Annotated in this window: 17 protein-coding genes and 1 tRNA gene; 11 read left to right on the forward strand and 7 right to left on the reverse strand. The window is 70.6% G+C overall.

The genetic code is table 11. The annotated features are described in order from the left end of the window. Positions 1–244 precede the first annotated feature (244 nt). From tkt to pgl, 6 genes are read left to right on the forward strand one after another with little or no spacing between them, the layout of a single operon-like run. Positions 245–2,341, forward strand: a complete 2,097-nt coding sequence (tkt, locus tag DW296_RS12485; protein ID WP_126893156.1) for a transketolase — start codon at positions 245–247, stop codon at positions 2,339–2,341. After that, positions 2,338–3,450 (forward strand): transaldolase, encoded by a 1,113-nt coding sequence (tal, locus tag DW296_RS12490; protein ID WP_136052488.1) that lies wholly within the window; start codon positions 2,338–2,340, stop codon positions 3,448–3,450. The genes tkt and tal overlap by 4 nt, the downstream gene beginning before the upstream one ends. Further along, positions 3,447–5,054, forward strand: a complete 1,608-nt coding sequence (locus tag DW296_RS12495; protein WP_136052489.1) for a glucose-6-phosphate isomerase — start codon at positions 3,447–3,449, stop codon at positions 5,052–5,054. The genes tal and DW296_RS12495 overlap by 4 nt, the downstream gene beginning before the upstream one ends. 20 nt (positions 5,055–5,074) lie before the next feature. Next, a complete protein-coding gene (zwf, locus tag DW296_RS12500; RefSeq protein ID WP_071329489.1) occupies positions 5,075–6,625 on the forward strand; it encodes a glucose-6-phosphate dehydrogenase in 1,551 nt (516 codons plus the stop codon). After that, entirely contained in the window at positions 6,622–7,557 is a 936-nt protein-coding gene (locus DW296_RS12505; RefSeq protein WP_060921903.1) for a glucose-6-phosphate dehydrogenase assembly protein OpcA, read from the forward strand. Before zwf ends, DW296_RS12505 begins: the two co-directional genes overlap by 4 nt. 5 nt (positions 7,558–7,562) lie before the next feature. Continuing rightward, entirely contained in the window at positions 7,563–8,342 is a 780-nt protein-coding gene (pgl, locus tag DW296_RS12510; protein ID WP_205807985.1) for a 6-phosphogluconolactonase, read from the forward strand. Here pgl and DW296_RS12515 read toward each other — a convergent pair. Next, the gene (locus DW296_RS12515; RefSeq protein ID WP_105949946.1) at positions 8,336–9,376 is read right to left on the reverse strand and encodes a DMT family transporter; all 1,041 of its coding nucleotides are present in this window, start codon (positions 9,374–9,376) and stop codon (positions 8,336–8,338) included. The genes pgl and DW296_RS12515 overlap by 7 nt on opposite strands. A 61-nt stretch (positions 9,377–9,437) precedes the next feature. On the opposite strand from DW296_RS12515, the gene def reads away from it, so the two are divergent. Then, positions 9,438–10,004 carry a peptide deformylase gene (gene def, locus DW296_RS12520; RefSeq protein WP_082750022.1) on the forward strand — a complete coding sequence of 189 codons (567 nt, stop codon included), beginning with the start codon at positions 9,438–9,440 and terminating at the stop codon, positions 10,002–10,004. 116 nt (positions 10,005–10,120) lie between these two features. After that, complete coding sequence (locus DW296_RS12525; protein WP_136052491.1) at positions 10,121–10,636, forward strand: hypothetical protein; 516 nt, start codon at positions 10,121–10,123, stop codon at positions 10,634–10,636. A gap of 64 nt (positions 10,637–10,700) precedes the next feature. Here the strand turns inward: DW296_RS12525 and DW296_RS12530 are convergent, their stop codons facing one another. Next, positions 10,701–12,113, reverse strand: coding sequence for a PucR family transcriptional regulator (locus tag DW296_RS12530; RefSeq protein WP_136052492.1), 1,413 nt, complete (start codon positions 12,111–12,113; stop codon positions 10,701–10,703). 114 nt (positions 12,114–12,227) lie between these two features. Between DW296_RS12530 and DW296_RS12535 the strand changes: the two genes are divergently transcribed. After that, complete coding sequence (locus DW296_RS12535) at positions 12,228–13,325, forward strand: alcohol dehydrogenase catalytic domain-containing protein (protein WP_136052493.1); 1,098 nt, start codon at positions 12,228–12,230, stop codon at positions 13,323–13,325. Positions 13,326–13,371: 46 nt separating this feature from the next. Further along, on the forward strand, positions 13,372–14,808 hold the full coding sequence (locus DW296_RS12540) for an APC family permease (RefSeq protein WP_136052494.1): 1,437 nt from the start codon (positions 13,372–13,374) through the stop codon (positions 14,806–14,808). A 118-nt stretch (positions 14,809–14,926) separates the two neighbouring features. On the opposite strand, the gene DW296_RS12545 is transcribed toward DW296_RS12540, so the two are convergent. From DW296_RS12545 to dusB, 5 genes are all read right to left on the reverse strand, one after another. Continuing rightward, a tRNA-Asn gene (locus DW296_RS12545) sits at positions 14,927–15,002 on the reverse strand. A gap of 97 nt (positions 15,003–15,099) precedes the next feature. Beyond that, positions 15,100–15,873: an ATP-binding cassette domain-containing protein gene (locus DW296_RS12550; protein WP_025103667.1), complete on the reverse strand. Its 774-nt coding sequence runs from the start codon at positions 15,871–15,873 to the stop codon at positions 15,100–15,102. Positions 15,874–15,909: 36 nt separating this feature from the next. Then, positions 15,910–17,778, reverse strand: coding sequence for a DNA primase (dnaG, locus tag DW296_RS12555; protein ID WP_136052495.1), 1,869 nt, complete (start codon positions 17,776–17,778; stop codon positions 15,910–15,912). Then, positions 17,778–19,163: a deoxyguanosinetriphosphate triphosphohydrolase gene (locus tag DW296_RS12560; RefSeq protein ID WP_136052496.1), complete on the reverse strand. Its 1,386-nt coding sequence runs from the start codon at positions 19,161–19,163 to the stop codon at positions 17,778–17,780. The genes dnaG and DW296_RS12560 overlap by 1 nt, the downstream gene beginning before the upstream one ends. Then, complete coding sequence (dusB, locus tag DW296_RS12565; RefSeq protein WP_136052497.1) at positions 19,153–20,307, reverse strand: tRNA dihydrouridine synthase DusB; 1,155 nt, start codon at positions 20,305–20,307, stop codon at positions 19,153–19,155. Before dusB ends, DW296_RS12560 begins: the two co-directional genes overlap by 11 nt. Before the next feature lie 59 nt (positions 20,308–20,366). Between dusB and DW296_RS12570 the strand changes: the two genes are divergently transcribed. Then, complete coding sequence (locus tag DW296_RS12570; RefSeq protein WP_060922173.1) at positions 20,367–20,861, forward strand: glutathione peroxidase; 495 nt, start codon at positions 20,367–20,369, stop codon at positions 20,859–20,861. Positions 20,862–20,950 lie beyond the last annotated feature (89 nt).

A 20,950-nucleotide genomic window follows, 5' to 3' on the forward strand; every position in this document is an offset into this window, starting at 1 on the left:
AGATCTCGATCGCCTCCTCCGCGCGCGTTACCGGACAACCTCTCCAGTGTATGACACGCCGTGACGCCTTCCGCGCCTTCCACCCCCCGGTCGCCGGGACCGTCCCCGCTATGCTGAGAGCACTCGCGCGCCCGGTGCTGCGCTCAACCCCGCCCGTCTCCCGGACGATGCGGGATGCGCCAGGGAAGTTGCGGATGCGCCAGGGAATACCGGCGCCCTCGAAACTGTCGGAAAGGGCATGAACGTGTCGGAATTGCAGTGGGACGAGATCGATCGACGCGCGGTGGACACCGCCCGGATCCTGGCGGCCGATGCGGTCGAGAAGGTCGGCAACGGTCATCCCGGCACGGCGATGAGTCTGGCTCCCGCCGCCTATCTGCTCTACCAGCGGGTGCTGCGGCATGACCCGACCGACACCGACTGGCTCGGTCGCGACCGCTTCATCCTGTCGGTCGGCCACTCGTCGCTGACGCAGTACGTGCAGCTCTACCTCGGCGGGTTCGGGCTCGAGCTCGACGACCTCAAGGCGCTCCGCACCTGGGGCTCGAAGACCCCCGGTCACCCCGAGTACGGCCACACCAAGGGCGTCGAGATCACCACGGGCCCGCTGGGCCAGGGCCTCGCCTCGGCGGTCGGCTTCGCGTACGCCGCCCGCTACGAGCGCGGCCTCTTCGACCCCGAGGCCGCAGCGGGCACGAGCCCGTTCGACCACTTCGTCTACGTGATCGCGGGCGACGGCGACCTGCAGGAGGGCGTCACCAGCGAGGCCTCCTCGCTCGCCGGCCACCAGCAGCTCGGCAACCTCATCGCGATCTACGACTCGAACCAGATCTCCATCGAGGACGACACGAACGTCGCCTTCACCGAGGACGTCGCCGCGCGCTACGAGGCCTACGGCTGGCATGTGCAGACCGTGGACTGGAAGAAGACCGGCGAGTACGTGGAGGACGTCGCCGAGCTCCACGCCGCGATCGAGGCGGCCAAGGGCGAGACCGACAAGCCGTCGCTCATCATCCTCAAGACCATCATCGGCTGGCCGGCTCCCGGCAAGCAGAACACCGGGAAGATCCACGGATCGGCGCTCGGAGCCGACGAGCTCGCCGCCACCAAGAAGGTCCTCGGGTTCGACCCGGAGCAGACCTTCGTCGTCGCCGACGAGGTGCTGGAGCGCACGCGCGGCCTCGCGGAGCGCGCCGCCGAGGCCCGCGCCGCCTGGCAGGAGTCGTTCGATGCCTGGGCGGCCGCCAACCCCGAGCGCAAGGCCCTGCTCGACCGCGTCGAGGCCCACGAGCTCCCCGCCGACATCGCCGACGCACTCCCCGTCTTCGAGGCCGGCAAGGACGTCTCGACCCGCGCCGCGTCCGGCCAGGTCATCAACGCGCTGGCGGCGCAGCTCCCCGAGCTCTGGGGCGGCTCCGCCGACCTCGCCGAGTCGAACCTCACGACGATCAAGGACGCACCGTCGTTCATCCCGGCTGAGTGGTCGACCCACGAGTGGTCGGGCACCCCGTACGGCCGGGTGCTGCACTTCGGCATCCGTGAGCACGCCATGGGCGCGATCGTCAACGGCATCGTGCTGCACGGCCCCACGCGCGCCTTCGGGGGCACGTTCCTCATCTTCAGCGACTACATGCGTCCGGCCGTGCGCCTGGCCGCGCTGATGAACGTGCCGAGCGTCTTCGTCTGGACGCACGACTCCGTCGCCCTCGGCGAGGACGGCCCGACGCACCAGCCGATCGAGCAGCTCGCGACGCTGCGCGCGATCCCGAACCTGGCCGTCGTCCGTCCGGCGGACGCCAACGAGACCGCCGCCGTGTGGCTCGAGATCCTCCGGCGCCACGAGGGCCCGGCCGGCATCGCGCTGACCCGCCAGAACATCCCGGTGTTCCCGCGCGGCGAGGGCGAGGCTTCGGGCGACACCTTCGCCTCCGCCGCCCAGGCCGCCAAGGGCGCCTACGTCCTGGCCGAGGCGCCGGGCGGCACGCCGGACGTCATCATCGTGGCCACCGGCTCCGAGGTGCAGCTCGCCGTGAACGCCCGCGAGGTGCTCGCCGGCGAGGGCGTGAACGTCCGCGTCGTCTCCGCCCCCTCGCTGGAGTGGTTCGCGGAGCAGGACGAGGCCTACCGCGAGAGCGTGCTGCCGTCGTCCGTCACCGCCCGCGTCTCGGTCGAGGCCGGTTCCGTGCTCACGTGGCGCGGCATCGTCGGCGACCGCGGCCGGTCGGTCGGCATCGATCACTTCGGCGCCTCCGCCGATTACAAGACCCTCTTCGAGAAGTTCGGCATCACCACCGAGGCCGTCGTCGCGGCCGCCCGCGAGACCATCAAGGAGAACGCATGAGCACCCCCACCGCCCAGCTCGCCGCCGCTGGCGTCAGCATCTGGCTCGACGACCTCTCGCGCACCCGCATCTCCTCCGGCAACCTCGCCGAGCTGATCGCGTCGCGCAACGTCGTGGGCGTCACCACGAACCCGACCATCTTCGCGAACGCGATCACGGACAAGAACGACACCTCCTACGACGCGCAGGTCACTGAGCTCGCCGCGTCCGGAGCCTCCGCCGAGGACGCCGTGTTCGCCGCGACGACCCAGGACGTCCGTGCCGCGCTCGACGTCTTCCGCCCGGTGTGGGAGGAGTCTGGTCACGTCGACGGACGCGTCTCGATCGAGGTCTCCCCCGACCTCGCCCACGACACCGACGGCACCGTGGCGCAGGCCAAGGAGCTGTGGGACCGGATCGACCGGCCCAACCTCCTCGTGAAGATCCCGGCGACCAAGGCCGGCCTCCCGGCCATCACCGAGGCCATCGCGAACGGCATCAGCGTCAACGTGACCCTCATCTTCAGCCTGGAGCGCTACGCCGAGGTCATCGAGGCATACCTCACGGGCCTCGAGCGTGCCAAGGAGGCGGGCATCGATCTGTCCACCATCCACTCCGTGGCCTCGTTCTTCGTCTCCCGGGTCGACACCGAGACGGACAAGCGCCTGACCGCGATCGGCACGGACGCGGCCACCGCGCTGAAGAGCAAGGCGGGGCTGGCGAACGCCCGACTCGCCTACGAGCTCTTCGAGAAGACGTTCGCCGAGAAGCGCGCGCAGGATCTCCTCGCCGCCGGCGCCAACGTCCAGCGCCCGCTGTGGGCGTCCACCGGCGTGAAGGACCCGGCGCTGCCGGACACGCTCTACGTCACGGAGCTGGTCGCGGACGGCGTCGTCAACACGATGCCGGAGAAGACCCTCGAGGCGACGTTCGACCACGCCGTCGTCACGGGAGACACCATCACCGGCGGCTACGAGGAGGCCCGCGAGGTCTTCGCCGGGCTCGCCGAGGTGGGCGTCGACTTCGATGCCGTGACCGAGGTGCTCGAGGAGGAGGGGGTCGCGAAGTTCATCGACTCCTGGCACGATCTGCTCGCGCAGGTCACCGAGGCTCTGGAGGCACAGCGATGACCTTCGCCATCCACGCATCGGGCCCGGCGCGCGTCGCCATCGAGGAGACAGTGCCGGCGCTGGTCCACGACCTCGTCGCCTCCCGCATCACCGGCGGCGACGCCACGCTCTGGGGTCCGGCCGCCGAGGCCGAGGCGTCGGTCCGCCTCGGCTGGGTCGAGGCCGTCTCGGTCTCCCGCCCGCTGGTCGCGGAGATCGTCGCGCTGCGCGAGGAGCTCGCGGCCAAGGGTGTCACCCGCGTGGTGCTGGCCGGAATGGGCGGCTCGTCGCTCGCTCCCGAGGTCATCGCGCAGACGTCCGGCGTCCCGCTCACGATCCTCGACTCCACCGCCCCGGGGCAGGTGCTCGCCGCGCTCGACGAGGGTCTCGCCGAGACGGTCCTCGTCGTGTCGTCGAAGTCGGGCTCCACGGTCGAGACCGACTCGCAGCGCCGGACCTTCGAGGCCGCCTTCCGCGACCTCGGCATCGATCCCACCGAGCGGATCGTCGTGGTCACCGACCCCGGCTCCCCGCTCGACGCCTCGGCACGCGAGGCCGGCTACCGGGTCTTCAACGCCGACCCGAACGTGGGCGGCCGCTACTCGGCGCTGACCGCCTTCGGTCTCGTGCCCTCGGGGCTCGCGGGCGTGGACGTCGACGAGCTGCTGGACGAGGCCGAGGCCTCGATGCTCGAGGTGGCCGTGGACTCCGCCGACAACCCCGCACTCCGTCTCGGGGCGGCGATCGCCGCCACCAGCCCCCGCCGCGACAAGCTGGGTCTGATCACCGACGGCACGCACATCAAGGGGCTGCCGGACTGGATCGAGCAGCTCATCGCCGAGTCCACGGGCAAGGAGGGCACGGGCATCCTCCCGGTCGTCCTGCTCCCGGTCTCGCCGGAGCTCGACCCGGTCCCCGCCGACCTCCAGATCGTGCGTCTCGTCGACGACGCCAACGAGTTCCACCTGCACGAGCGGCACGAGGGCGAGATCCTCGTCAGCGGCACGCTCGGCGCGCAGTTCATCGTCTGGGAGTACGCGACGGCCATCGCCGGGCACCTCCTCGGCATCAACCCGTTCGACCAGCCCGACGTCGAGTCGGCCAAGGTCGCCGCCCGGGGCCTGCTCGACGCCCGACCGGAGCCGACGGCACCCGCATTCGTCGAGAACGGCGTCGAGGTGCGGGTCTCCGACCCCGCCCTCGCCGTCTCGGGCACGGTCGAAGGCGTGCTGGACGCACTCTGGGCCCAGCTCCCCGCCGACGGCTACGTGTCCATCCAGGCCTACGTCAACCGCCTCGAGGTGCCGCAGCTCCAGGGCCTGCGCGAGCTCGTCGCCGCCGATTCCGGGCGCCCGACCACGTTCGGCTGGGGACCGCGCTTCCTGCACTCCACGGGCCAGTACCACAAGGGCGGCCCCGCCCAGGGCGTGTTCCTGCAGATCCTGGAGCGCACGGACGTGGATCTCGAGATCCCCGACCGCCCGTTCACGTTCGGGCAGCTCATCCAGGCGCAGGCGGCCGGCGACGCGGGTGTGCTCGCGGAGCATGGACGGCCCGTCGTCTCGCTGACGATCACCGAGTCCTCGGACGACGTGCTCGCCCTCTTCGAAGCCGCACAGAAGTAACCGCAGGAGAGCCCCCACCGATGTCTGTACCCATCTCGCGCGGGCACAACCCGCTGCGCGACCCCGACGATCGTCGTCTCAACAGGATCGCGGGACCCAGCGCCCTCGTGATCTTCGGCGTGACGGGTGATCTGTCCCGCAAGAAGCTCATGCCGGCGGTCTACGATCTCGCGAACCGGGGGCTCCTGCCCCCGGGCTTCGCGCTCGTGGGCTTCGCCCGCCGCGACTGGGAGGACCAGGACTTCGCCCAGGTCGTCTACGACGCGGTGAAGCAGCATGCCCGCACGCCGTTCCGCGAGGAGACCTGGACGCAGCTGCTCCAGGGCATCCGGTTCGTCTCCGGCGAGTTCGACAACCCCGACTCCTTCCGCAAGCTGCGGGAGACCGTCGAGAAGCTCGACGTGGAACGCGGCACCATGGGCAACCACGCCTACTACCTCTCGATCCCGCCGAAGGACTTCCCGCTCGTCGCGAAGCAGCTCAAGGAATCGGGGCTCGTGGGCGAGGACGCGGACGACGACGAGCGCTGGCGGCGCGTCGTCATCGAGAAGCCGTTCGGGCACGACCTCGAGTCGGCTCGCGCTCTCAACGCGGCCCTCGAGGTGGCGTTCCCCGCCGACTCGATCTTCCGCATCGACCACTACCTCGGCAAGGAGACGGTGCAGAACATCCTCGCGCTGCGCTTCGCCAACGAGTTGTACGAGCCGATCTGGAACCGCAACTACGTCGATCACGTGCAGATCACGATGGCCGAGGACATCGGCGTCGGCGGTCGCGCCGGGTACTACGACGGGATCGGCGCCGCCCGCGACGTCATCCAGAACCACCTGCTCCAGCTGCTCGCGCTCACGGCGATGGAGGAGCCCATCAGCCTCTCCGCCGAGCACCTGCGTGCCGAGAAGGAGAAGGTCCTCGCCGCGGTGCACGTGCCGGAGGATCTCTCCCTCGCCACGGCGCGCGGACAGTACGCCGGCGGCTGGCAGGGCGGCGAGAAGGTCACCGGCTTCCTCGACGAGGAGGGGATGAACCCCGAGTCGACGACCGAGACCTACGCGGCCATCAAGCTGGAGATCGATACCCGACGCTGGGCCGGCGTGCCGTTCTACCTGCGGACGGGCAAGCGCCTCGGCCGACGGGTGACGGAGATCGCCGTGGTGTTCAACCGCGCGCCGCAGCACCTGTTCGGCCGCGGCAACGCCTCGGAGCTCGGGCAGAACGCCCTCGTGATCCGCGTCCAGCCCGACGAGGGCGTGACGATCCGCTTCGGCTCGAAGGTGCCGGGCAACGGCACGAACGTCCGCGACGTGACGATGGACTTCGGCTACGGCCACGCGTTCACGGAGGCGAGCCCGGAGGCGTACGAGCGTCTGATCCTCGACGTCCTCCTGGGCGACCCGCCGCTCTTCCCGCGGCACGAGGAGGTCGAGCTCTCCTGGAAGATCCTCGACCCGGTGGAGAAGTACTGGGCCGCCCAGGGCGGTCCGGTGGAGCAGTACGCGCCCGGCTCGTGGGGACCGGCCTCGGCCGACGACCTGCTGGCCCGCGACGGACGAGTCTGGAGACGCCCGTGATCATCGACCTTCCCGACACGACCGTCAGCCAGGTCGCCAAGCAGCTCGTCAAGGTGCGCGAGGAGGGTGGCGCCGTCGCCCTCGGCCGCGTCCTCACCCTGGTCATCGCTGCCCGCAAGGGCGTCGCGGAAGCCGCGATCGACGCGGCGAACGATGCGTCGCGCGAGCACCCGATGCGCGTGATCGTGCTGACGACCGGCGACGGCGAGTCCCGCCTCGACGCGCAGATCCGCGTGGGCGGAGACGCCGGGGCGAGCGAGGTCGTCGTGCTGCACGCGCACGGCGCCGCCGCGAGCAACGAGGAGAGCCTGCTCACCGGGCTGCTCCTCCCGGACGCCCCGGTGGTGGCGTGGTGGCCGGACGAGGCCCCCACCTCTCCCGCGACGTCGCCGCTCGGCCGCATCGCCCAGCGCCGGATCACCGACGCCGCCACGTCCCCGGATGTCCGCGACCGCCTCGCCCTCCTCGGGCGTACGCACGCCCCCGGCGACACCGACCTGGCCTGGACGCGCCTCACGCACTGGCGCGAGCAGCTCGCCGCGGTGCTGGACCAGCCGCCGTACGAGACCATCACCGCCGTCGAGGTCCGGGGTGGGAGCGCCTCGCCCTCCACGGCGCTGCTCGCCGCGTGGCTGCAGATGGCACTGGACGTCCCGGTGCGGTGGTCGTACGAGGACCCGGAGCACTGGCAGGAGGGCATCAAGTCGGTGCGCCTCACCCGGGAGTCCGGCGACATCCTCCTCGAGCGCCCGTCGCCCGGCGTCGCCGTGCTCACCCAGCCGAACCAGCCCGACCATGACCTCCACCTGCCGCGGCGGACGCTGCGCGAGTGCCTCGCGGAGGAGCTGCGCCGGCTCGACCCCGACGTCCTGTACGGTCGAGTGATCACGGAGGGCTGGGAGAAGCTCGGTCCGCCCGAGACAGGAGAGTGACCTCGATGCCGGGATCATCCGCAGAGAAGCGGGTCGTGGTCGAGGCCACCCCCGCCGCCCTCGCCCTCCGGGTCGCCGATCGCTTCCTCACCCGTGTCCGCGCGCGGACGCGCAACGGCCGTCTGGCTCACGTCGCCCTGACGGGCGGGTCGATGGGCGGTGCCGTCCTGCGCGCCGTCCGGGAGAACCCGCGATCCGCCGAGATCGACTGGTCCCTCGTGCACTTCTGGTGGGGTGACGAGCGATTCGTTCCGCGGGAGGACGCGGAGCGAAACGCCCTCCAGTCGCGGGAGGCGCTGCTCGACTACATCGAGCTCCCCGCGGAGAACGTGCACGAAGTCGCCGGATCCGACAGCGGACTCGACCTCGATGAGGCCGCCGCCGCGTACGCCGCCGAGCTCGCCCGGTTCGGCACCGAGGACCATCCGTGGCCCTCGTTCGCCGTGTGCTTCCTCGGCGTCGGTCCCGACGGCCACATCGCTTCGCTCTTCCCGGACCGGGAAGAGGTCACCGTGACCGATGCCGCGGCGCTCCCCGTGCGGGACTCCCCCAAGCCCCCGCCCGAGCGCGTGACCCTGACGCGCCCGGTGCTGAACGCGTCCAAGCGGGTGTGGCTGGTCCTGACGGGTGCCGACAAGGCATCGGCGCTCGGCCTCGCTCTCGCCGGCGCCAGCTACACGAGCGTTCCGGCCGCGGGGGCGAAGGGCCGCAAGCGGACGGTGTTCTTCGTCGACGAGGCGGCGGCGTCCGAGGTCTCTCCGGACCTCATCGACCAGGCCTACTGAGCGTCGGGGCCGCGTGTCTCACGCGGGTCCGGCTGCTCCGGCGCACCCGATGCCGGAGCAGCCGGCGGGGTGGCGGGGTCGCTTCCCCGGGTGATGCCGAGCTCCTGGCTCTCGCTGAGGACCTGCGGGTGGAATCGCGCGAGCCCGACGACGCCCCAGACGGCGATGCTGCCGGCGACGCCGAAGATGATGAAGACCCACCACGGAGCCGCCGCGGCCTCACCGAGCACGAGCATGCCGATGAGCACGGCCACCATCGGGTCGACCACTGTCAGACCGGCGATGACGAGGTCCGGCGGACCGGAGCTGTAGGCGGTCTGCACGAAGTACGCGCCGACGGCACCCGCCGAGAGCAACGCGAGCAGGCAGACCGCGGTGATCCACTCGAACTGGCCGGCCTCGATGCGCTTGATGATGACCTTCGCGAGGGTGGCGACGAAACCATAGAGGATGCCGGCGCCGATGATGTAGAACAGCGCCCGCATCCGATGCCGGAGGATGAGCCAGCACGCCCCGAGCACGATGATCACGACGAGCAGGATCGCGAGGATGACGAACAGTTCGCGGTCCGTGACCTCCTTCTCCGTGGCGTAGATCGCGGCGAAGAACACGAACAGGAAGATGCCACCGACGCAGGCGATGATCGCGGTGAGGGATTGCCGCGTGGGGGCGTGTCCGGAGACGCGGGCATTCAGCAGCGTCGTGATGACGAGGGCGATGGCGCCGAGCGGCTGCACCACGATCAGCGGCGCTTTCACGAGGGCCGCGAGCTGACAGACGATCGCGAGACCCAGCATGAGCGTCCCGACCACCCAGGACGGGCGCGTGAACAGGCGCTTGAGCTGATCGAAGCTGAGGCCGGCGGCGCCGTCGGAGCCGCTGAGCCGCTCGACCTTCTCCACGCCCCGGTGCTGGTACTGCGCGCCGAGCGACATGAACACGGCACCGGCGAGAGCCAGCGGGATCCCCAGGAGCAGGCCGGGGTTCTGGAACGCTCCGACCAGCTGGTCGCCGACGTCCTCGACCGTCCCCATCCACACCCCTGCGCTCACAGTACGACCCTACCCGGAGAGTGCCGCCGACTAGGGTTGTGACGTGGCTGTCCTTCCGATTCGCATCATGGGCGATCCCGTCCTGCACTCCCCCGCCTCCCCCGTCGAGGCGATCACCGACGAGATCCGCACCCTCGTCGCCGACATGTTCGAGACCATGGACGCCGCGCCCGGCGTCGGTCTCGCCGCTCCCCAGGTGGGGGTGCCGCTGCGGATCTACACGTACTCCTATGTCGACGACGACGACCAGCCGTGGCGCGGCGTGCTCATCAATCCCGAACTGTGGATGACGCCGACGGAGCCGGGCGCGCCGGACCCCGAGCTGGAGTCCGAGGGCTGCCTGTCCTTCCCGGGCGAGCGGTTCCCGCTGCGCCGGTCCGACCGCGTGCGGGTGACGGCGACGGATCTGGACGGTAGCCCGGTCACGCTGGAGGTGGACGGCTGGCGCGCTCGGATCATGCAGCACGAGTTCGATCACCTGGACGGCGTGCTCTACATCGACCGCCTCTCGGACTCCGACTGGAAGACGACGCAGAAGATCGCGCGCAAGCGCGGCTGGGGGCGTCCGGGGGCCAGCTGGCTCCCCGGCGTGGACGACCTCGAGGGCTGATCTCACTCAGCCCACGCACAGCATCCTTCAAGTTGCGTCATAGACTCCGGGCACTATAGCGTGTTCGCGGCGGGGATATTCAGCATGCCCCGCGTCACGCTCTGAAGGGGAAATCCATGATGAAGTCGCGCACCCGTCGCGCACTCGTGCTCACCGGTTCGGCCGTCGCCGTCTCGCTCGCTCTCACCGGTTGCAGCGCGATCAACAGCATCCTCGGCGGCGGTCGCGCCGACGCCGACCGCGATGAGGAGACCGGCCAGGTCACCGAGAGCGCGAACATCGACGTCTTCTCGGTGAAGCTCGGCGACTGCATGCTCGAGACCGGCTCCGGGATGCTCACCGACGCGAACGTGGTGCCGTGCTCCGAGCCCCACGACGAAGAGGTCTTCTACGAGATCAAGATGGACGACGGCGACTACTCCGAGGAGGCCATCGGCGCCGCGTCCGAGGACTGCATCGGCGACGCGTACACGTCCTTCGTCGGCGTCTCCTACCAGGAGTCCGCCCTGGACGTGACCACGCTCACCCCCAGCAAGGACTCGTGGGAGCAGGCCAACGACCGCGTGATCCAGTGCATCATCATCGACCCGGCCGGACAGGTCGAGGGATCGCTCAAGGGCGCCGCGCGCTGATCAGACCGCATCTTCACGAAGGGCTCCGCCGCGAGGCGGGGCCCTTCGTCGTCCGTGCCACGGCTCAGCCGTCTGCGGCGCGGAGAGCGAGCCACGCCGCGACGCGGTCGTCCGGATCGGACAGCGAAAGACCCGTGAGGTCCTCGATCCGTCGGACGCGCGTCGTCAGCGTCTGGCGGTGGATGCGCAGCCGCGCCGCGCTCTCGCTCCATGCCCCGTTGCACGCGAGGAACACCCGGAGCGTGTCGAGGAGCTCGGCCGGCCGCTCGGCCGCGCGCAGCGGGTCGAGCAGACGCGCGAGGCGCGTGGTCTGATCCGGATCCAAGGCCCCGAGCACGAACGACACCGTGGGGATGGCCTCGTAGCGGACCACGCGTTCGCCCCCGGTGCGCGCGGCTTCGCAGGCGTGCCGCGCCTCGTCGATGCTGCGTGCGAGAGCATCGGTGCTTGCCGGTCGGCCGAGGCCGAGATAGAGGGTCGACGCGAAGGCCCTGGCGCGATGCGCAATCTGGTCGGCATGGTCCTCGCGCACGACGCCCTGGACGATTCCCCGCTGCGACGTGAAGACGTGCTCCGCGCCGAGTTCGTCGAGCCAGAGGCCGAGCAGATGCTCGACGTCGACGCCGCTGGTACGGGAGGCGAGGGCGAACCCCACCAGCACGCGCTCGTGCACACCCCAGCGACGGAGCAGACGAGCGGCCTCCTCCCCTCCCTCGCGCACGGTCTCGAACATCATCGAGCGGCCCAGGCGCTCCAGCTGACTGCTGTCGCGGGTGCGCATCAGGAGATCGAGCAGCGCCGCGGCCTGGGAGCTCAGTTCCCGCCCGCGGCCGGAGCTGTCGTTGCGCGGAGCGGTCACGAGCTGCGCGCTGATGTCCTGGCCGGGACCGACCGGGTGCACCTGCAGGGCGCGATGCCGCACCCGCACCGGTCGGCCGACGGCGACGGCGATCGCATCGTCGATGTGCAGGCTCCCGGCACCGGCCGTGGTGATGACCTCGCCGTGCCGATCCAGGAGCACCGCCCACCCGTCGATGCGGTGTGCGAGCTCGGCGATGACGCCGGTGATGCCGCTGCGTCGCGCCGCCAGCGTGAGCACCCGCATCGCCGAGGTGATGGCGCGAGCCTCCGCCGCCTGATCGACGGCGAGGAGCGAGGTCAGCGTCGGTACGAGCAGCGGCGGCGACAGGGAGGCCCCGATGATGGCCGTGATCCCCGCGTCCCGCAGGGCCTCGCGAAGGCGGAGGCTGTCGGCGCTGGTGACCACCACGGCCTCCCCCAGCGCGGCGCGGCGGTCGCCGGCGACGCCGAGGAGCGAGGTCTCTTCGGCCACGACGAGCGTCGCATGGAGCGGATCCACCGGCGGACCGAAGTCGTCGAGGGGCACGACCGCGTTGACGGGCCGCGCACCGGGAACGGCGCCGGGCAGCAGCTCCCCGCGGAGATATCGGGCCACGGAGGCGACGTCACGAGCCACCCTCCGATCATACAGATTGTCGAAGAGAGACCATTCAGTTCACGCTTCTGTCGGATGCCGAGGCCTTCCGCTCTCTCCTAGCATCGTGCGCATCCCCACTTTCCGAAGGATGTCATGAAAGCTGTTGTCTTCCGCGACCCCCAGTCGCCCATCGAGTTCGTCGACGTCGACCTCGCTCCGCCCCGCGCCGGTGAGGTGCGGGTGCGCATCGCCGCCGCCGGCGTCTGCCACTCCGACCTGCACGTCAAGCGCGGCGAGTGGGATGCCGCCGCTCCCCTGGTCATGGGGCACGAGGGCTCCGGCGTCGTCACCGAACTCGGCGAGGGCGTCACCACGCTCGCCGTCGGCGACCACGTCGTGCTGAGCTGGGTGCCGCCGTGCGGCGAGTGCCGGTACTGCCGCGCCGGGCACGAAGCCCGGTGCCAGAAGGTCGCGACCGTGGTAGCTCCCCTCGGCGTGCTCTTCGACGTCACGTCCCGACTGAGCCGCGACGGCGAGCAGCTGCACCACTACCTGGGCGTCTCGTCCTTCGCGGAGGAGGTCGTCGTCCCCGCATCCGGAGCCGTGAAGGTCCGTGACGACGCGCCCCTCGACGTCATCGCGGTCGTCGGCTGCGCGGTCGCGACCGGTGTCGGCGCCGTCCTGAACACCGCCGCCGTGGAACCGGGGTCGACCGTCGCCGTCATCGGCTGCGGCGGCGTCGGGCTCAACGTCGTCCAGGGCGCCCGTCTCGCCGGGGCGGAGCGCATCGTCGCGATCGACGTTCGTCCGGAGAAGACGCAGATGGCCCTGCAGTTCGGGGCCACGGACCGCATCGACGCCTCCCAGGGCGATGCCGTGGCCCAGCTGCGCGAACTCATCCCGGACGGCGTCGACTACGCCTTCGACGCGATCGGCCGGACCTCCACGACCGAGCAGTCCATCCAGATGCTCGGTCTCGGTGGCGCCGCCGTCATCGTCGGGCTGCCGCCCACGGGAGCGCGCGCCTCGTTCGAGCCGCTCGTCCTCGCCGAGGCCGACCAGCGCATCCTCGGCTCGAACTACGGCTCGGTGCGGCCGTCGATCGACGTCCCCGCGCTCGTGGACCGCTACATGGACGGGCAGCTCAAGATCGATCCGCTGATCTCCGGTCGCCGTCCGCTCTCCGAGGCCGCCGCGGCCCTGGACGACCTCGACGGGGGCTCGGCACTGCGCACCCTCCTCATCCCCTGACCGCCGCGCGCGGCTCCCACCCCTGAAACCCGAATCCAGGAGAACCATGTCAGACACCGTCGTCGCTCCGCCCGGCGCCCCGCAGGATGCCGGGCTCCGCACCGGCGTCATGAGCGGACCCGAGCTCGCCGCCCAGGCCATCGCCAACATCGCCCCCAGCGCCGTCATCGCCTTCACGGCCGCCGCCATCTTCCTCGGCGCCGGGAACGGCACCATCTACGCCTTCGCACTGGCCACCATCGTGATCCTGTGCGTCGGCTACTGCGTGGTGGTGTTCGCCCGCAAGCACGCCTCCGCGGGCTCGCTGTACACCTACGTGTCGAAGGGCCTCGGCCCGTTCGGCGCCTTCCTCGCCGGCGTGACGCTGCTGATCGGCTGCTTCGGCATCGCGGCGGCCTCCCTCAGCGGCTCGGTCAGCTACATGGGACAGTTCCTGAGCATGCTGGGCCTGCCCGCTCAGGGGCTCGGCTGGGACATCGGCCTGGCGATCCTGCTCGGCGGCCTGGCGACGCTGTTCACCATCCGCGGCATCCGCCTGTCCGCCCGGGTCTCACTCGTCCTCGAGCTGCTCTCCGTCGGCATCATCCTCGTGCTGCTCATCGCGGCGCTCGCGTGGGCGGGCCCCTCCGCGTGGGACCCTGCGCAGGTGCTCGCGACCGGCTCGTCGTTCCAGGGCATCGCGTCCGGCATGGTGCTGGGCATCCTGGGCTTCGTCGGCTTCTCCTCTGCGGACGCCCTCGGCCGCGAGGCCAAGGAGCCGTACAAGGCGATCCCCCGCGCCATCATGTGGAGCGCCCTCGGCGTCGGCGTGCTCTACGTCTTCGCCGCGTACACGCAGATCGCGGTCCTCGGCGACGACCTCGCCACCGCCGCGAGCCCGCTGGAGAGCATGTCCGCCCTGATCGGCATGCCGGGCTGGTTCGCGGCCGTGCTCACGTTCGGCGTCTCGGCGTCGTTCTTCGCGGTCGTCGTCGCCCCGCTCAACGTGATCGGCCGCATCGTCTACGTGATGGGCAAGGAAGGCGTCGTCGCGGAGCGCTTCGGACGCACGCACGAGCAGCACCTCACGCCGCACCGCGTGCTCATCCTCGCCGGTGCCGCGGCGATCACGGTCGACATCGTGCTGCTGGTGGCGGGAGCGGCGACGGGCGACATCCTCGTCTGGGTCAACACCTGGGGCACTTACGGCTACATGGTCGCCTACGCCCTCGTCGCCATCGCGTGCGTGGTCTACACGCAGCGGGCGAAGATGCGGAACGGTCTCGTGAAGATGTGCGCCACGGTCGCGGTCGTGACGATGGCGTACGTCTTCTTCGCGAACGTGTGGCCGGTGCCGGCCTTCCCGTACAACGTGATCCCGTACGTGTTCCTCGTGACCGTCGCTCTCGCGCTGACCCGGTACGCCTACCTCGCCCGTCGCCGCCCTGACGTGATTGCCCGGATCGGCAACACCGAGACGAGCGCCATGGAGGGCGTCGGCTGAGCCGTTCTCTTTGACAGGAAGAGCCTCTCCGCCAGGAGGGGCTCTTCCTGTGTCCGGGCATGCCACCGAGCGGTCCGGGAACGGAAGAAGCCCCCTCCGTGGAGGGGGCTTCTCTCGTTGGCTCCCCGGCTTGGACTCGAACCAAGAACCTGCCGGTTAACAGCCGGCTGCTCTGCCAATTGAGCTACCGAGGAATGTGCGCCGCGGAGCGGGCAACTCGTCAAGCTTAGCAAACTCGAGACCCTGTTCGTGACACCGGGGCGCCTTCCGCGACCCTCGGGCGTGTCGCGCTCAGCGGCGGGAATCCGACTCCGCATTCGGCACCCAGAGCAGGTCCTTGCCGACACCCCGCGCAACGACGTGGCCCCCGCGCAGCATGAGGGTCTCCGCGTTCAGCTCCCGGATGAAGTCCGCGTCGTTGGTCACGAGGAGAGCCGCCATCCCCTCCTCCTTGCGGCGCCGGGTGATGGCGTCGAAGACGACCGGTCGCACCTCCAGATCGAGGTTCGCGAGGATCTCGTCGGCGATGAGCACCCGCGGCTCCAGCACGAAGGAGCGGGCGATCGCGACCCGCTGGCGCATGCCCGCACTGAGCTCGTAGGGGAACTTCGCCGCGGTCCCGAGCGGCAGGTGGAGCTCATCCAGGAGCGTCGCCACCCGGATGGAGAGCGCGCGGGTGTTGACGCGCTTCTCCCGGATGAGGATCGGCTCAGCGATGACCTCGTTGACCGTCAGCTGCGGCGGCAGATCCGCCCCGGCGCCCTGGGGCACGAAGCCCGTGCGATAGGTGAGGATGCGGTGCTTGCGACCCGGACGACGGATGTCGATGCCGCAGACCTGCGCCCGGCCGCCGACGACGCGCACGGAGGGATCCGTGGAACCCGCGAGCGCAGCGACGAGCGTCGACTTGCCCGAGCCGGTCGGTCCCGCGACGCAGATGAGCCCGCCGGGGGCGAGCGAGAACGTCACGCCGTCGACCGCGCGATTGGGCGTGCCGTGACCGATCCGGTCGATGACCAGATCGGAGCACTCGATCGCGTTCGAGGATTCGGGCGTGCGGGGCATATCTCCATCCTGCCGTCTCGTCCGGGACCGTTCCGGTTACGACTCGGCGAAGAACCGCTGGCGCTCCACGTCGATGTCCCGCAGGCGCACCCGCAGCGCGCGTCCGCCGTCGGAGTCCGCGGGGACGCGCTGGACCGCGCCCAGCAGCTCCTGCTTCTCGTGCTCGAGCTGGCGCACGACCAGCCGTCGGGCGAGATCCGTCGCGGACGCCACCGCGCCGGCCTCGTCCCGCGCCGGGAACGGCGTCATCAACAGCTCGCCGGCGAGCGAACGGTACGGCTCGCGCACGCTGTTCACCGCGTCCGTCACCCATCCGGCACGGCTGCGGTCGGGGGCCGCCGCGACCGCCTCCCGCACCGCATCGAGGCCGGGCGTGCGGAACGGCTCCGCGAGGGCTCGGGTCAGCAGCGCCGCGTCGATCTGGTGACCGTACTGGAGGGCGCCCATGAGCGCGTCGCGCTCCACGGCGACGTCGGGCGACCGGGGCAGGCTGGCGAGCGTCACGGCCGCGACAACCGGTCCGCCCGTGGCGGGATCGACCCGCGGCGAGGCGTCCCGACGCGTCTGTGGAGCGGCGGCCTGCGCACCGCGCGCGGCGCGCTCGACCTCCCCGTGCACCTCGGTCGGGTCCATGCCGAGACGGCGGGCCAGCACCCGCTCGTAGCCGGGGCGCAGGAGGCGATCGCGGATCTCCGCGACGATCGGGGCCGCGGCGCGGAGGGCGCCGACCCGGCCCTCCACCGTGGCGAGGTCGAATCCGGCGAGCTTGCGGTCGATCGCGAACTCGAACATCGGCTGCTTCGCGTCCATGAGACCGCGCACCGCCGCGTCTCCGCGCTGCAGCCGGAGGTCGCACGGATCGAGGCCGTCCGGTGCGACCGCGACGAACGTCTGCGCGTTGAACCGGTCGTCCTCGGTGAACGCCCTCAGGGCGGCCTTCTGCCCCGCCTCGTCGCCGTCGAAGGTGAACACCACCTCCCCGGACGCGTTGTCGTCGCCCATGACCCGGCGGAGGACCTTGATGTGCTCGGAGCCGAAGGCCGTGCCACAGGTCGCGACCGCGGTCGTCAAGCCCGCGAGGTGGCAGGCCATCACGTCGGTGTAGCCCTCGACGACCACGACCCGGCGGGGGTCGCCACGAGCGATGTCCCGTTTGGCGAGATCGAGCCCGTAGAGCACCTGCGCCTTCTTGTAGATCGGGGTCTCGGGGGTGTTGAGGTACTTGGGCCCCTGATCGTCGTCGAAGAGCTTGCGGGCGCCGAAGCCGATCGTCTGCCCCGACACGTCACGGATCGGCCAGACGAGCCGGCCGCGGAAACGGTCGTACACGCCGCGCTGGCCCGTCGAGACGAGGCCCGCGGTGCTCAGCTCCTCACGGGTGAACCCCTGCGCGGTCAGCGCCTTGAGCATGCCGTCCCAGCCACGGGGGGCGAAGCCGACGCCGAAATGCGCCGCCGCGCCGGCGTCGAAACCGCGCTCCCCGAGGAAACGGCGGGCGGCCTCGGCATCCGGGGACAACAGCTGGGAGCGGAAGAACTCCGCCGCCGCCGTGTTCGCCGCGTACAGGCGGCTGCGACCACTGGTCTCGGGCGCCGGGCCGCCGTCTTCGTAGTGGAGGGTGTAGCCGATCCGGCCCGCGAGCCGCTCCACCGCCTCGGTGAAGCTCACGTGGTCCATGGCGCGGAGGAAGGAGTACACGTCGCCGGACTCGCCGCAGCCGAAGCAGTGGTAGTAGCCGACCTGCTGGCGCACGTGGAAGCTGGGGCTCTTCTCGTCGTGGAAGGGGCAGAGCCCCTTGAGCGACCCGACTCCCGCCGATTTGAGGGCGACGCGCTCCCCCACGATGTCCGCGATGTTGGTGCGGGCCTTGACCTCGTCGACGTCGGCCTGCCGGATACGGGGCATCAGCGTGCGCCTTCTGCGACGGGCCGCCTCTCGACAGGCGTGCGCGCCCCGGGGCGCGCATGACGCGGCGTCCAGATGCCGACCTCAGCCGGGTCGATCTCGCCGACCAGCCGGTTGTGCCAGTCGATCGCACTCTGATCGGTCAGGCTCGCGATCTGGTCCACGACCACGCGTGCCCGCTCGGCGTCGCCCTCGGCGGCGACGAAGTCGGCCGCGAACGCCGGCTCCAGCACGTCGGCGCCGGCCGACCACAGGGTGTCCGTCGACCACAGGGCGTCGGCCAGCCGTTTGAGGACCCTCCGCTGCTCCTTGTAGACGCCCTTCCTGGCATCGATCGTGACGATCGCCTGACCCATGATCCCCTTGAGCACGGCGATCTCGACCTCGACGACGCGGGGCACGATCACGTGCGCGTTGTAGCGGACCAGGCGCGTGCCGCCGAAGGCCTCGCGCGTGGCCGAGACCGCCGCGCGGGCGAACCGGCCGATGAGGTCGCTGGTGAGGTTCTTGAGCCGGGCGAGGTCCTGTCGGGAGCGGTCGAAGGACGCGAGCCACATCGGCTGCGAGGCGAGCCGGTAGAGGGCGTCGGCGAGCTCGTCGCGGGTGAAGTCGTAGCCGACCCACTGCTGGATCCGGCTGAGCAGGGCTTCGTGGGCCGCCGGGTCGGCGAGCTGAGCGACGTCGACGTACCCGTTGACGATCGCGTCCTCGAAGTCATGCACCGAGTAGGCGATGTCGTCGGAGAGGTCCATGATCTCCGCTTCGATGCAACGCAGCCGCCCTGGCGCTCCGTCGCGCATCCAGCGGAACACCGCCTCGTCCTCGGGGTACACGCCGAACTTCAGTCGGCCGCCAGGGTCGGGGACGGGACTGTCGACCGTCCACGGATACTTGCAGGTCGCGTCGAGACTCGCCCGCGTGAGGTTCAGGCCGACGGAGGCGCCGTCGGCGTCGAGCACCTTCGCCTCGAGCCGCGTGAGGATGCGCAGCGACTGGGCGTTGCCCTCGAAGCCGCCGATCGCCTCGGCCCACTCGTTCAGCGCCCGCTCCCCGTTGTGGCCGAACGGCGGGTGGCCGAGATCGTGGCTCAGGCACGCGGTGTCCACCACGTCCGCAGAGACCCCGAGGGCGGCCGCGAGCTCCCGGCCGACCTGCGCGACCTCGAGCGAGTGGGTCAGGCGGTTGCGTGCGAAGTCGGCGGTACTGGCGGGGCTGAGCACCTGCGTCTTCGCGGCGAGCCGCCGCAGAGCCGCGGAGTGCAGCACCCGAGCGCGGTCGCGGGCGAAGTCGTCTCGCTCGGAACGGTGGGTCTCCGCGATGAAGCGCTCCGCGTCGCGCGGGTCGTAGCCGTCGGCGCGTGCGCCGCCCCTGGGGTCATCCGCCACTGTTCTCGATCTCCGCTCCACGCATCATCTCCGAAGCCGACGACGCGAGCTCGCGCGACTCCAGCCACTTCTCCGGAAGGGCGGTCTTCTTCGGGTGCCCCGCGCGTCCGCGCTGCCCTTCGGCGTCCGCTCCCGGATACGGCGCCGCGCGATCAAGCCGGCCGAGGAGGTCGTCGATCTCCTGCAGGCTTGAAGCCGTCGCGAGTCCGGTGCGGATGTCTCCGCCCACCGGGTAGCCCTTGAAGTACCAGGAGACGTGCTTGCGGATGTCGCGGCAGCCTCGGTCCTCGTCCTCGAAGAACTCGACGAGCAGCTCCGCGTGCCGGCGGAAGGCGTCGGCGACGAAGCCGAGCGTCGCATCGACTGTCTTGCCGTCTCCTCCGAAGGCGATAGCGAGCTGCCCGAACAGCCAGGGCCGTCCCAGGCACCCGCGGCCGACGACCACGCCGTCGCAGTCAGTCTCCGCCATCATCCGCACGGCGTCGTCCGCCGACCAGATGTCGCCGTTGCCCAGCACGGGAATGCTGGTCACGGCCTGCTTGAGCTCGCCGATCGCGCTCCAGTCGGCGTGACCGGAGTAGAACTCGCTCGCGGTTCTGGCGTGCAAGGCCACGGCGGCGGCTCCCGCGTCCTCGGCGGCCCGCCCGGCGTCGAGGAACGTGAGGTGGTCGCGGTCGATGCCCTTGCGCATCTTCACCGTCAACGGGATGTCGCCGGCGGCCTTGACGGCCTGATCGACGATGTCGGCGAAGAGCTTCGACTTCCACGGCAGTGCCGCTCCGCCGCCCTTGCGCGTCACCTTGGGAACGGGACAGCCGAAGTTGAGGTCGATGTGGTCGGCGTGGTCTTCCGCGACGATGATGCGGACGGCCTCGGCGATGGTCTTCGGGTCGACGCCGTACAGCTGGATGGACCGCGGCGTCTCCGACTCATGGTGCCGGATCAGTCGCATCGTCGTCTCGTTGCGCTCGACGAGCGCGCGCGAGGTGATCATCTCGCTGACATAGAGGCCGGCCCCGTACTCCCGGCACAGGCGTCGGAAGGCCGTGTTCGTGATCCCGGCCATCGGCGCGAGGACGACCGGCACGTCGAGGTCGATCGGGCCGATGCGGAGGGGGCGGGCGGGGGCGGTGGCGAGAGTCATGGCGTGTCCATTCTCCCAGACCCGGAGCCGGTGGGGATGCGGCGACCTAAGCTGTGCATATGACCGATTCCGCGCTCCGTTCCATCCCCTTCACCGACGCCCAGGGGCAGGAGAAGACACTGGATGATCTGGGTGCCGACGTGGTGCTCGTGGTGAACGTGGCCTCCAAGTGCGGCCTCACTCCGCAGTACGAGCAGTTGGAGGAGCTGCAGCGCCGGTTCGGCGACCGCGGCTTCACCGTGGTCGGGTTCCCCTGCAACCAGTTCTTCGGCCAGGAGCCCGGGTCGGTAGACGAGATCCTCGAGTTCTGCTCCACGACGTACGGCGTCTCCTTCCCGGTGAACGACAAGATCAAGGTCAACGGCAAGAACGCCGCCGAGCTCTACAAGGCTCTCAAGGAGACACCGGACGCGGGCGGCAAGGCAGGACGGGTCGAGTGGAACTTCGAGAAGTTCCTCGTGCTGCCGGACGGCGACGTGCTCCGCTTCCGGCCGAAGCAGAAGCCGGACGCTCCCGAGATCGTCGAGGCGATCGAGGCCGCGCTCCCCCGCTGAGCGTCGTTCACCTCTGCGTCACACGCGCTCCGCGCCGTGACGCCGGACGTGGCCGCCCTCGTTCACCTTCTGGTCTCCCCGTCGACATG

Source organism: Microbacterium sp. K36, assembly GCF_004794355.1.
GTDB lineage: Bacteria > Actinomycetota > Actinomycetes > Actinomycetales > Microbacteriaceae > Microbacterium > Microbacterium paraoxydans_D.